The 12,525-nt window shown below is 74.2% G+C and carries 9 protein-coding genes; 2 read left to right on the forward strand and 7 right to left on the reverse strand.

Features of this window, described 5'->3' with window-relative positions; translation table 11 throughout:
* Positions 1-37: 37 nt before the first annotated feature.
* A complete protein-coding gene (gene tal / locus AB0B41_RS19745; protein ID WP_358205179.1) occupies positions 38-1,150 on the reverse strand; it encodes a transaldolase in 1,113 nt (370 codons plus the stop codon).
* Positions 1,151-1,179: 29 nt separating this feature from the next.
* The gene (tkt, locus tag AB0B41_RS19750) at positions 1,180-3,273 is read right to left on the reverse strand and encodes a transketolase (RefSeq protein ID WP_358205181.1); all 2,094 of its coding nucleotides are present in this window, start codon (positions 3,271-3,273) and stop codon (positions 1,180-1,182) included.
* Positions 3,274-3,601: 328 nt separating this feature from the next.
* On the opposite strand from tkt, the gene AB0B41_RS19755 reads away from it, so the two are divergent.
* Positions 3,602-4,585: a heme o synthase gene (locus tag AB0B41_RS19755; protein ID WP_358205183.1), complete on the forward strand. Its 984-nt coding sequence runs from the start codon at positions 3,602-3,604 to the stop codon at positions 4,583-4,585.
* Between the two features lie 65 nt (positions 4,586-4,650).
* Here the strand turns inward: AB0B41_RS19755 and AB0B41_RS19760 are convergent, their stop codons facing one another.
* Positions 4,651-6,666, reverse strand: coding sequence for a S9 family peptidase (locus AB0B41_RS19760; RefSeq protein ID WP_358205185.1), 2,016 nt, complete (start codon positions 6,664-6,666; stop codon positions 4,651-4,653).
* Between the two features lie 156 nt (positions 6,667-6,822).
* On the opposite strand from AB0B41_RS19760, the gene AB0B41_RS19765 reads away from it, so the two are divergent.
* Positions 6,823-7,995, forward strand: coding sequence for an MFS transporter (locus AB0B41_RS19765; protein WP_358205186.1), 1,173 nt, complete (start codon positions 6,823-6,825; stop codon positions 7,993-7,995).
* A gap of 43 nt (positions 7,996-8,038) precedes the next feature.
* On the opposite strand, the gene AB0B41_RS19770 is transcribed toward AB0B41_RS19765, so the two are convergent.
* The 4 genes from AB0B41_RS19770 to mptB form a co-directional block, all read right to left on the reverse strand.
* The gene (locus tag AB0B41_RS19770) at positions 8,039-8,995 is read right to left on the reverse strand and encodes a COX15/CtaA family protein (protein WP_358205188.1); all 957 of its coding nucleotides are present in this window, start codon (positions 8,993-8,995) and stop codon (positions 8,039-8,041) included.
* A 25-nt stretch (positions 8,996-9,020) separates the two neighbouring features.
* Positions 9,021-9,800: an ABC transporter permease gene (locus AB0B41_RS19775; RefSeq protein WP_358205191.1), complete on the reverse strand. Its 780-nt coding sequence runs from the start codon at positions 9,798-9,800 to the stop codon at positions 9,021-9,023.
* Positions 9,797-10,705: an ABC transporter ATP-binding protein gene (locus tag AB0B41_RS19780; RefSeq protein WP_358205257.1), complete on the reverse strand. Its 909-nt coding sequence runs from the start codon at positions 10,703-10,705 to the stop codon at positions 9,797-9,799. The genes AB0B41_RS19775 and AB0B41_RS19780 overlap by 4 nt, the downstream gene beginning before the upstream one ends.
* A gap of 95 nt (positions 10,706-10,800) precedes the next feature.
* Complete coding sequence (gene mptB / locus AB0B41_RS19785) at positions 10,801-12,369, reverse strand: polyprenol phosphomannose-dependent alpha 1,6 mannosyltransferase MptB (RefSeq protein ID WP_358205193.1); 1,569 nt, start codon at positions 12,367-12,369, stop codon at positions 10,801-10,803.
* Between the last annotated feature and the right edge of the window lie 156 nt (positions 12,370-12,525).

A 12,525-nucleotide genomic window follows, 5' to 3' on the forward strand; every position in this document is an offset into this window, starting at 1 on the left:
GGTGAGCCTCCTGGGGTCGTGCGGCGCGGCCTCGGGCCTACTTCGCGGCGTCGAGCTGCTGCTTCACCGACTCCTGCAGCTCGGACCACGACTTCTCGAACTTGTCCACGCCCTCGTTCTCGAGGGTGAGGAAGACGTCCGTGAGGTCGACGCCGACGCGCTCGAGGTCGTCGAAGACCTGCTGCGCCTCGGCGGCGGTGCCGGTGACCTTGTCACCCTCCACCTCGCCGTGGTCGGCGAAGGCCTGCAGGGTCTTCTCCGGCATGGTGTTGACGACGTTCGGGACCACGAGCTCGGTGATGTACAGCGTGTCCGGGTACTCGGGGTTCTTCACACCGGTCGAGGCCCACAACGGCCGCTGCCGCCGGGCGCCCTTGGCCTCCAGCGCGGCCCAACGCTCGGAGCCGAAGACCTGCTCGTAGGCGGCGAAGGCCAGCCGCGAGTTGGCGACGCCCGCCTTGCCCTTGAGCGCCTTCGCCTCGTCCGTGCCGATCTCGTCCAGCCGCGCGTCGATCTCGGTGTCCACCCGGGACACGAAGAACGAGGCGACCGACGCGATCCGGGAGAGCTCCTGGCCGTTCTCGGCGGCCTGCTCGAGGCCGGTGAGGAACGCCTCCATGACCGCCTCGTAACGCTCGACCGAGAAGATCAGCGTGACGTTCACGCTCACGCCCTCGGACAGCGCGCGGGTGATGGCCGGCAGGCCGGGCTCGGTGGCCGGGATCTTGACCAGCAGGTTCGGCCGGTCGACGGCCTTCCACAGGTCCAGCGCCTGGGCGACGGTGGCCTCGGTGTCGCGGGCCAGGGTCGGGTCGACCTCGAGCGACACGCGCCCGTCGATCCCCTGGGTGGCCTCCCAGGTGCCGCTGAAGACGTCGCAGGCCTGCTGCACGTCGGCCACGGTGATCTCGCGGATCGCGGCCGCGACGTCCGCGCCGCGGTTCGCCAGCTCGTCGACCTGCGCGTTGTAGGCCTCGCCGTTCTTCAGCGCGGCGGCGAAGATGGTCGGGTTGGTGGTGACGCCGACGACGGAGAGCTCGGTGATCAGCTCGACCAGGTTGCCGGAGGTGATCCGCTCGCGGGACAGGTCGTCGAGCCAGATGGAGACGCCCGCCTCGGACAGCGCGGCGAGCCGTGCGTTGGTGCTCATTGCCGGTACTCCTTCTTCAGGTGGCGGGTTCAGGACTTGCCGAGGCTCGCGCGGGCGGCGTCGACGACGGCCTCCGGCGTGAAGCCGAACTTCTCGAACAGCGTGGCCGCGTCGGCGCTGGCGCCGTAGTGCTCGATGCTCACGATCCGCCCGGCGTCGCCGACGAACCGGTACCACGGCATCGCGATGCCGGCCTCGACCGCGACGCGGGCCTTCACCGACGGCGGGAGCACCGAGTCGCGGTACGCGGCGTCCTGCGCGTCGAACCACTCCACGCAGGGCATGGACACCACGCGGGTGGGAACGCCGTCCGCCTCGAGGGTCTTCCGGGCGGCGACCGCCAGCTGGACCTCGGAACCGGTGGCGATGATCACGACCTGCGGGTCGCCGTTCGAGGCGTCGGCCAGCACGTAGCCGCCCTTCTTGACGCCCTCGTACGAGGTGCCCTCGAGCGTGGGCACGTTCTGCCGGGTCAGCGCCATGCCGACGGGGCCGTCCTGCCACTCGACGGTCGCCCGCCAGCCGGCGGCGGTCTCGTTCGCGTCGGCCGGGCGCAGCACCGACAGGTTCGGGATGGCGCGCAGCGCGGCGAGGTGCTCGATCGGCTGGTGGGTGGGGCCGTCCTCGCCGAGGCCGATGGAGTCGTGCGTCCACACGAAGATGGCCGCGGTCTTCATCAGCGACCCGATCCGCACCGCCGGCCGCATGTAGTCGCTGAACTGCAGGAACGTGCCGCCGTAGGGGCGGGTCGGGCCGTGCAGGGCGATGCCGTTGAGGATCGCGCCCATCGCGTGCTCGCGGACGCCGAAGTGCAGCGTGCGGCCGTAGGGGTTCGCGTTCCACATCGTGGTGGCGGCGCTCTTGGGGCCGAACGAGTCGGCGCCCTCCATCGTGGTGTTGTTGCTCTCGGCCAGGTCGGCCGAGCCGCCCCACAGCTCCGGCAGCACCGGGGCCAGCGCCTTCAGCACCTCGCCCGACGCCTTGCGCGTGGCGAGGCCCTTCGCGTCCGGCTCCCAGGTGGGCAGGGCGTCGGCCCAGCCGTCCGGAAGGGCGTTGGCCAGCAGCCGGTCGAACAACTGCTTGCGCTCCGGCTCGCGCATGGCCCAGTCGTCGAAGGCGTTGCGCCAGTGGTCGATGGCGCCGCCCTGGCGCTCGCCGACCGAGCGGGTGTGCTCGAGCACCTCGGGGGCGATCTGGAAGCTCTCGTCCGGGTCGAAGCCCAGGATGCGCTTGACCTCGGCGACCTCGTCCGCACCGAGCGCGGCGCCGTGCGCCTTGCCGGTGTTCATCTTGGTCGGCGCCGGGAAGCCGATGATCGTCCGGAGCAGGATGAACGACGGCCGCGTGGTCTCGGCCTTCGCGTTCTCGATCGCCTCGAGGATCCCCGAGACGTTCTCGCCGCCCTCGACGACCTGGACGTGCCAGCCGTAGGCCTCGTAGCGCTTCGCGGTGTCCTCGGACAGCGCGATGGTGGTGTCGTCCTCGATGGAGATCTTGTTGTCGTCGTAGAAGACGACGAGGTTGCCCAGCTCCTGGCGGCCCGCGAGGGACGACGCCTCGCTGGTCACGCCCTCCTCGATGTCCCCGTCGGAGGCGATGACGTAGATGAAGTGGTCGAACGGCGAGGAGCCCTCGGGGGCGTCCGGGTCGAACAGGCCGCGCTCGCGGCGCGAGGCGATGGCCATGCCGACGGCGGAGGACAGGCCCTGGCCGAGCGGCCCCGTCGTCATCTCGACGCCGTTGGGGGTGGCCTCCAGCTCCGGGTGGCCGGGGGTCTTGGAGCCCCAGGTCCGCAGCGCCTCCAGGTCCTCCATCTCCATGCCGTAGCCGGCGAGGAAGAGCTGGATGTAGAGGGTGAGGCTGGAGTGGCCGGCGGAGAGCACGAACCGGTCCCGCCCGACCCAGCCCGGGTCGCTCGGGTCGTGCCGCATGACGCGCTGGTAGAGCAGGTACGCCAGCGGCGCGAGGCTCATGGCGGTACCGGGGTGACCGCTCCCGCACTTCTGCACGGCGTCGGCCGCGAGCACGCGGATCGTGTCGACGGCCCGCTTGTCCAGCTCGGTCCAGTCGTCCGGAACGTGCGCCGTGGTCAGCGCAGCGATGTCGGGCTCCGTCACAGACACGCCTGAAGCTCCTGTCCTCGTGGGTGGGGAACGCCGATCTACCCGGCGGGGTGTCGTCCCATGCCCCCGCTCCGCCACGGCATCCGCGACGTGGCCCGATCGGCGCGTCCGGCTCGCCCCGGACAATAGCCCTCGTGGGGCGGCCGCCGCCCCTGCCGGAGTCGATCGGCCGTCCAGCTCTCACCGACCGGACTACCCGGGGGCCCCGGCGCGCATTCCACCGGTTAGCATCGACGCGTTGTAGAAGTCGGTCCGTGGGCTGAGGGTTCGATACGGGCCGGTGGACGCGGCATCCACCACAGTCCGTCGGCATGCGAGGTAGCAACTGGTGAGCGCACCCGTCTCACACCGGGGAGCGGCCGAGAGGCCCGACCGGAGGGGAACCGCGGGGCAGGCGGCGCCGGCACCCGCCCGCGGCCGGCTCGCACGGTTCCGGGACACGGTGCGCGCCTATCTCGGCCTCACCAAGACGCGCATCATCGAGCAGCTGCTCGTGGTCACGGTGCCGGCGATGATCCTCGCCGAGCGCGCCATCCCGTCGGTGTGGCTGATCCTGGCCACGCTGGTCGGCGGCGCCATGGCCGCCGCGAGCGCGCACGCCCTCAACTGCGTGGCCGACGCCGACATCGACGCCAAGATGAAGCGCACGGCGCGGCGGCCCACCGCTCGCGGCGAGGTGCCCCGACGCAACGCGCTGATCTTCGGCCTGGTGCTCGGGGCGCTGTCGGCGGTGTGGCTCTGGGCCACCACCAACCTGCTGTCCGCGCTGCTCTCGGTCGCCGCGATCGCGTTCTACGTGCTCGTCTACACGCTGGTGCTCAAGCGGCGGACCTCGCAGAACATCGTGTGGGGCGGCGCCGCGGGCTGCATGCCGGTGGTCATCGGCTGGTCGGCCGTCACCGGCACGGTGGGCTGGCCAGCCCTGGTGATGTTCGGCGTCATCTTCTTCTGGACGCCGCCGCACTTCTGGGCGCTGGCCATGAAGTACAAGGACGACTACGCCGCCGCCGAGGTGCCGATGCTCCCGGTCGTGGCCACGCCGCGGCAGGTGTCGGTGCGGATCGTCGCCTACTCCTGGGTGATGGCGCTCTGGACCTTCCTGCTGCTGCCGGTCACCTCGTGGATCTACGCCGCGTTCGCGCTGGCCGGCGGGGCGTACTTCGTGGTCTCCGCGCACCGGCTGCACGCCGGGGTCAAGGCGGGCAGGGAGGTGGCGCCGATGCGGCTGTTCCACCTCTCCAACCTCTACCTCTGCGGCCTCTTCCTCACCATCGCCGTCGACGCCGCGATCGGGCTCCCGACCGTTCTCTGACCTGCGGCTCCGCCGCCTGTGCGCGGTAAGTGGTGCTCCAGCACCACTTACCGCGCACAGGCGCGTCAGCGCAGGAGATCCGGGGTCTGCCAGGGCTCGCCGAGGACGTGGTGGGCGAGGAAGGCGTACACGGTCTCGTACCAGAGCACGGCGTGCTGCGGCGTGAGCACCCAGTGGTTCTCGTCCGGGAAGTACAGGAACCGGTGCGGGTTGGCGGCCGGGTCCGGCACGCGCGACTGCAGGTCCCACCACAGCCGCAGGCCCTCGCCGATCGGGACCCGGTAGTCCTTGTCCCCGTGGATCACCAGCATCGGCGTGGTGATCGCGTCGAGGTGGTGGTGCGGGCTGTTCGCCGCCGCCATCTCCGGCGTCATCTCGGTGAGCCAGTAGTCGGCGAAGTCCGTGGTCGGGCCGAACTGGTCGAGCGCCCAGAGGCTGGCGTGCGTGACGATCGCGCGGAAGCGGCCGGTGTGCCCGGCGATCCAGTTGGCCATGTAGCCGCCGAAGGAGCCGCCCATGGCCGCGGTGCGCGAGGCGTCGATCTCGGGGAGGGCCTCGGCCGCGTCGGTGACCGCCATCAGGTCGGTGAAGGGCGGGCCGCCCCACGCGCCCCAGCCGCGTTGGACGAACTCCTGGCCGTAGCCGGTGGACAGGGCGGGGTCCGGGAGCAGCACGGCGTAGCCCCGGGACGCCATCAGCCACGGGTTCCAGCGCCACTGCCAGGCGTTCCAGCTGTTCAGCGGGCCGCCGTGCACCCAGAGCAGCAGCGGGGCGGGCTCGGTGGTGTCCGGCAGCACGAGCCAGGCGCGCAGCGGTGAGCCGTCCTCGGCCGTGGCCGTGACCTCGGTGAGCGTGCCCGGCAGGGCCGGTGCCTCCGCGGGTCCGGGCAACGGCGTGGGCTGCTGGTCCGGGGTGTGCGCGTCGAGCCGGACCGGGGCCGGCGGGCTGTCGACGGCCGAGCGGAGCGCGAAGACGTACGCGCCGTCGGGCGAGACGACCGGGTCGGTGTAGGCCCCGTGGTCACCCGTCAGCCGCGTGACGGCGCCCGAACCGACCTCGACCCGGAACAGCGGGCCGCGGCCGTGCTCGTCGGCCGTCACGACCAGCGCGGACGAGTCGGGTGCCCAGGCCAGGTCGCCCGGCCAGCGGTCCCAGTCGGCGGCGAGCTCGCGGGACTCGCCCCCGGCGAGCGGGACGAGGACGAGCGTCATCCGCGGCGCCCGCTCGGGAGCGGAGCGGCGCGTCCGCACCGCGGCCACGGTGGTCCCGTCCGGGCTGACGCGCGGCGTGCCGTAGTCGTGGTCCGCGTCGTCGAGCACCGTGCGGCGCTCCCCGGTGGTGGTGTCGAACGCCACCACGACGGCGCGGGAGACGCCGTGGCCGTCCGACACGGCCCAGCCGGTCACCGCGGTGCGGCCGTCCGGCGCGATGTCGGCGCTGGTGTCGACGAGCGCGCGTCCCGGGGCGGGGGTGAGGTCGGTCCACGGCTCGCCGGGGTGCGCGGCCAGCAGCCGGGCCTCGTCGGGGCCCAGGTCGTGGTCCCAGAACCGGACCGGGTAGCCGTCGTGCAGGATCGCCGAGACCTTCTTCTCGGTGCGGGCCCTGCGTCGGGCGGCGTCGTCGTCGCCGGTCACGGCTCCGGGCAGGGTCGCCGAGGTCACGAGCAGCGTGCCGGCCTCGCGGGCCACGAGCGGGGCGGAGATCCCGCCCGGCCGGGCCCGGACGACGTGCGCCTCGCCGCCGCCGGCGGGCAACGACCAGAGCGCGGCGGTCTCCGGGGCGTCGGCGCTCGTGTCCGGATCGGGGCGGGCGGAGACGAAGAGGAGATCGCCCTCGGGGGTGAAGACGGGCGACGACTCGCCCTTGGGGCCGCGCGTGAGCCGATGGGCCGGGGCCTCGCCGGCCGGGTCGACCTCCCACAGCGCGGGCCGCCACGCCGTCCGGTCGCGGTCCAGGCCGGCGACGGTCGTGACCAGCCGGGACCCGTCGGGGGAGAGGGCGAGCCCGGCGAGGCGGGGGAGCGCGACGAACGACTGCAGGTCGGCGAACGGGGTCGGGGGCGGGGACACGGGATCGGACACGTGCCATACCTACACCGTGACGTCCGTCGGGAGGGGACGGTTCCGGCGGCACGCGGCGTTGGGGCGGTCGGACGCGACGGCAGAATGGCCGCGGCACGACGGAAGGGGACCGGGGTGACGTCATCGACCGCAGCGCGGGCGACCGGACGGCGGGTGATGAGCAGGGGCGCGGGAACGGCGGTCGTCGCCGTGACGTTCGTCGTCACGATGATCGGGACCACCCTCCCGACGCCGCTCTATCCGCTCTACGAACAGCGGTACGGGTTCGGCGGCCTCGTCGTCACCGTCGTCTTCGCCACCTACGCCGTGGGCGTCGGCGCCGCGCTGGTGGTGCTCGGGAACCTCTCCGACCGGATCGGCCGGCGGCCCGTGCTGCTCGCCGGGCTGGCGGCCGCGGTGGTCAGCTCGCTGGTGTTCCTGATCCCGGTGGAGCCGGCGCTGTTCGTGGGGCGCTTCCTGTCCGGGATCTCGGCCGGCATCTTCACCGGCACCGCCACGGCCACGATCATCGATCTCGCCCGCGAGGACCGGAAGGCCCGCGCGGGGCTGGTCGCCGCGGCCGTCAACATGCTGGGGCTGGGGCTCGGGCCGGTGCTGGCCGGGATCCTCGCCCAGTACGCACCGCTGCCGCTGGACCTGTCCTACCTCGTGCACGCGGCGCTCGTGATCGCCGCGACGGTGGCGCTGTGGTTCGTGCCCGAGCCCGTGGAGCAGCGCCGGCCCTTCCGCATCGAGCCGCTGCGGGTCGGCGGGGTGCCGGAGGAGGTGCGCGGGGTGTTCGTCCGCGCCGCGATCGGCGGGTTCGCGGGCTTCGCCGTGCTGGGCCTGTTCACGGCCGTGTCGCCGTCCGTGCTGGTGCAGGTGATGGGGCGGAGCAGCCACGTCGTCGTCGGGCTGGTGGTGTTCCTGATGCTCGGGGCGTCGGCGCTGGGGCAGGTGCTGTCGGCGTCGGTGCCCGAGCGGGTGGCGTTGCCGGCCGGTTGTGCCGGGCTGGCCGTCGGCGTGGCGCTGATCGGGACGGGCATCGCGACGGCCTCGCTCGCCCTGTTCTGCACCGGCGCCGCGATCGCCGGGCTGGGGCAGGGGATGAGCTTCCGGGCCGGGCTGGGCGCGGTCGGCGCACGCGCTCCGCAGGCGGTCCGCGGCGCGGTGGTCGCGACCTTCTTCCTGGTCCTCTACGTCGCCATCTCGCTGCCCGTGATCGGGGTCGGCGCGGCCGCACAGGCCTTCGGGCTGGTGCCGGCGGGAGTGGTGTTCTCCGCCATCATCGCGGTGCTGGCGCTGGTGGCGTTGGGGCTCACGGTCAGGGCGAGTCGCCGGGACGGGTGAGCTCCCCCGCCAGGGGCGTGGCCGGATCCCCGCGCGCCGCCCCTCAGCGGCTGGCGGCGAGGGTGGGTTCCGAGGTCGGGGACTCGGCAACCGGGGCGGCGGGGGCGCGGTGGCTCGTTGCCGCCCAGACCCCCGCGGCGGCGGCGGTGGTGAGGGCGGCGCCGAGGACGTGCAGGGCGACCAGCACCTCCGGCACCCCGAGCGCGTACTGCACCCCGCCCAGCGCGCCCTGCGCCAGCACCACGACCACCAGCACGCCGTAGCGGCGCTTCAGCCGGGCGTCGGCACCCGCCGCCCAGAGCGCGAAGCCGAGGCCGACGAGGAGCCCGAGGTAGGCGAAGAGCAGGTCGGCGTGCAGCTGGGCCAGCGCGGGCACGCCGACGTCCAGGCGCGGGGTGGCGGCGTCGCCGGCGTGCGGGCCCGCGGCGGTGACGAGCGTGCCGGCGACCAGGAGGGCACCGAGCACCACGCTGCTGACCACGGTGAGCATCCGCACCGGCCGCGGGACCGTGCGCGTGACCGGCCCGCCGCCGGTGGCCTCGTCGACGAGCTCGACGGCCAGCCACACCAGGATCGTCGAGGCCAGGAAGTGCGGCATGACGCTCCACCACACCAGCCCGGCGAGCACGGTGAAACCGCCGATCACGGCCTGCGCGACCACCCCGAGGGGCATCGCGAGCGCCAGCCAGGTGAGCCGGCGGCGACGCGGGCGCGTGGTGAGCGCGGCGAGGAAGGTCAGCCCGGCCACGATCACGAGGAACACCGACAGCAGGCGGTTGCCGAACTCGACCCACTGCGTGAGCGGCGCGATCTCGGGGTGCGGCTCCGGGACGAGCGAGCCGGGGAAGCAGTTCGGCCACGTCGGGCAGCCGAGGCCGGAGCCGGTCACCCGGACGACGGCGCCGGTGACCATGATCCCGGCCTGGCCGATCAGCGACAGGATCGCCAGCCGCCGCATCCACAGCGGGGACGTCGCCGGCACGCGCCGCAGGAGGTTCACGACTACAGATGGTAGAAGATGCGCCTCAGCGCAGACGGACGGCCTTCACCGCCACCCCGCCGGCCACGACGGCCCACGCGACCAGCACCACGACCGGGCCGATCCCGGGTGCCGTCCCCGCCACCAGCGGCGCGCGGAGCCCCTCGGCCAACGCGCCCGACGGCAGCGCCGCGGCCACCCCGGCGATCCCGGCGGGCAGCTGGTCGAGCGGGATCACGATGCCGCCGCCGAGCAGCAGCACGAACCACACGAGGTTGGCGACGGCCAGCACGATCTCGGCGCGGAGCGTGCCGCCGAGCAGGATGCCGAGCGCACCGAAGGCGGCGCAGCCCAGCAGCACCATCAGCAGGGCCCAGCCCAGGCCGGCGGCATCGGGCCGCCACCCGAGCAGGGCCGCGACCACCCCGAGGATCACCAGCTGCACCACGACGACGGCCAGCACCGCCGCGAGCCGCCCGGCCACCAGCAGCCACCGGGGCAGCGCGGTGGCGGCGAGCCGCCGGATCACGCCGTAGCGGCGGTCGAAGCCCAGCGCGATGGCCTGGCTGGTGAACGCCGTGGACATCACCGCGAGCGCCAGGACGGACGGCACCACGGAGTCCACGCGCGGCTCGGGCAGCGGGACGACCCGCAGCACCGACAGCCCGACGAGCAGCACGACCGGGATCAGGAGGGTGAGCAGCACCTGCTCGCCGTTGCGCAGCGCCAGCCGGGTCTCGGTACCCGCCTGGGCCAGCAGCATCCGGCCGAGCCGGCCCCGCCCGGGCGCGGGCGTGAAGGTCCCGCGTGCGAACAGCTCGCTCACGACCGCAGCTCCCGTCCGGTCAGGTCCAGGAAGACGTCCTCGAGGCTGCGCCGGGCGACCTGGACGTCGTCGGCGAGGGCGCCCTGGCCCGCGCACCAGCCGGTGATCGCGGAGAGGACGTGCGGATCGATGCGCCCGCGGACGACGTACCGGCCCGCCACGGTCTCGGCCGCGCGGTACCCCGCGGGCAGCGCGGCGGTGAGGGCCTCGACGTCCATGCCGGTGCGGGCGCGGAAGCGCAGCTCCTGCTCGTCCCCGCCCGAGGTGAGCTCCGCCGGGCTGCCGGCGGCGACGACGCGGCCGTGGTCGACGATCACGACCTCGTCGGCCAGCGCCTCGGCCTCCTCCATGAGGTGCGTGGTCAGCAGGACCGCGACCCCGTCCCGGCGCAGCGCGGAGACGAGCTCCCACACCACCCGGCGGGCCTGCGGGTCCATGCCCGCGGTGGGCTCGTCGAGCACCACGAGCTCGGGCCGCCCGACGACCGCGCACGCCAGCGCGAGCCGCTGCTGCTGGCCGCCGGAGAGCCGCTTGTACGGGGTGCGGGTGGCGCCGGAGAGGCCCAGGACGTCGATCAGCCAGGCGGGGTCGAGCGGGTTCGCGGCGCAGGCCGCCACCACGCGCAGCATCTCGCCGGCCTTGACGCCGGGGTAGGCGCCGCCGCCCTGCGGCATGATCCCGATCCGGGCGCGCAGCGCGTCGGGCGCGCCGGCCGGGTCGAGCCCGAGGACGCGGACCTCACCGACGTCGGCGCGCAGGAAACCCGTGCAGACCTCGATCGTGGTCGTCTTGCCGGCGCCGTTGGGGCCGAGCAGCGCGAGCACCGAGCCGCGGCGCAGCGTGAGGTCCAACCCCGCGACGGCCGTGGTCGCGCCGAACCGCTTGACCAGGCCGCGCACGGACACGGCGGTGTCCGCCGCGGACTCCGCCGAGGGCGCGGCAGGGTCCGGAGCGGCCTCGCCCGACCGGGCCGACGGGGGGATCTGCACAGCCGACGAGTCTAGGCAGGGGTCCGGGCGGCGGGCGCGGCACCCGGATCGCGGGCCGCCTCGCGGCGCAGGGCGCGCCGGACCAGCAGCAACCCGACGAGCAGGATCGCGGCGCCCGCCACGATCCCGAACGGCAGCTGGTAGGCCCGGAAGTTGAAGTCCGCGCCGGTGGGCGGGACCATCAGCGCGATCACCGCCGACGCGGCCAGGGCGAAGCGCCGGTAGCGCGGCATTCCTCGGGTCGCGGCGAGCGGGATCGCGGCCCAGAGCAGGTACCAGGGGTGCACCACGGGCCCCAGCAGCACCACGGCCCCCAGCCCGACGCCCACGCCCGTCACCGGGTCGACCAGGCCCTTGAGGCACAGCCACAGCAGCCAGGCGCACGCCGCAGCCGCCGCGAGCCCGCCGAGACCGCGGGTGATGGTCAGCGTGGTGTCGGTGTGGTCGCCGAGCCCCGCGAGGATGCCGATCTGCCCGGAGAGCTGACCGAGGTCCGTGGACAGGGACATCCAGCTGCGGATGGTGTTGGCGGTGCCCTGCGTCGTGATCCAGCCGAAGCCCAGCCCGGTGCCGACGCCGATCACGGCGTAGACCGCCACGGCCACCCCGACGAGGGCCGCGGCCGCGGCCACGACGTCCCGGACCCGCCCGCCCCATCGCCGGGCCAGGTCCATCCCGAGGAACCCGAGGGCGAGCAGCGCGGGCAGCTTGACCGAGGCGCCCAGCGTGATGAGCACCGCGCCCGCGACCCAGCGGAGCCAGGGGACCGGCACGTCCCGCTCGCCCAGCGCGAGGTGCAGGCCGGCGAGCAGCAGGCCGAGCATCAGGGCCTCGTTGTGGATGCCGCTGACCAGGTGGAACAGCACCAGCGGGTTGGCCGCGCCGAGCCACAGCGCGAGCCCGGGCTCCACGCCGCAGCGGCGCGCCAGCTTGGGCAGCGCCCACAGGATCAGGGCCACGCCGCCCAGCGCCAGCGCGCGGTGGGCCAGGACGCCGAACACGACGTCGTTGCCGGTCAGGGCTGTGATCCCGCGCCCGACGACGAGGAACAGCGGCCCGTACGGCGCCGGCGTGTCCCGCCAGATCGTGGGGATCGTGCGGGTCAGCGGGTCGTCGACGCCGAGGGCCTGCGCCGGCCCGAGGACGTACGGGTCGAACCCGCGGGCCACGATCGCCGACTGCGCGAGGTAGCTGTAGACGTCCTTGGAGAACATCGGCGGCGCGACGGCCAGCGGCAGCGCCCACAGGATCCCCGCCCGGCCGAGGGAGAGCCGGTCCGGCGCGGGCGGCACCGCGCCGCGCGCCGAGAGCATCCGCCCGATCCACAGCCAGGCGAGCACGAGCATGCCCATCCCGGCGTAGGTGAGGGCGATCGCGAGCGTGGCGTTGCGGGAGGGAAGGCCGATCAGCCGCAGCCCGTTGAGCGGGTTGGGCACGGGCAGCGCCCCCGCGCCCAGCGCGCCGACGGCCATGAGCAGGGCCCCGGTGAGCCCGAGCCGCCGCGCGAGCCGGGCCGGATCGGCCACGACGGGCCGGTCCACCGGGGGTGACCCGGTGGGGTCCAGCGCGGGGGCGGCCATGCCCGGAGCGTATCGACCGGCCCGCGACGACCGCCCGGAGCCGAGCTCCGGGGCCGTGGACGGCCCGCCACGGGGCGACGAACGGTGCCGGACGCGTCCTGATCGTGAGTCCGCTCACCTGCGCGGGGGGCCGCCTTTGCCGTGCCGGGACATATA

The sequence above is a fragment of the Pseudonocardia sp. NPDC049154 genome (assembly GCF_040648315.1).
GTDB lineage: Bacteria > Actinomycetota > Actinomycetes > Mycobacteriales > Pseudonocardiaceae > Pseudonocardia.

Bases quoted from the DNA above. Each gene is read 5' to 3' on its own strand.
- tal (WP_358205179.1), bottom strand. From the start codon at position 1,150: ATGAGCACCAACGCACGGCTCGCCGCGCTGTCCGAGGCGGGCGTCTCC.
- AB0B41_RS19765 (WP_358205186.1), top strand. From the start codon at position 6,823: ATGAGCAGGGGCGCGGGAACGGCGGTCGTCGCCGTGACGTTCGTCGTC.
- mptB (WP_358205193.1), bottom strand. From the start codon at position 12,369: ATGGCCGCCCCCGCGCTGGACCCCACCGGGTCACCCCCGGTGGACCGG.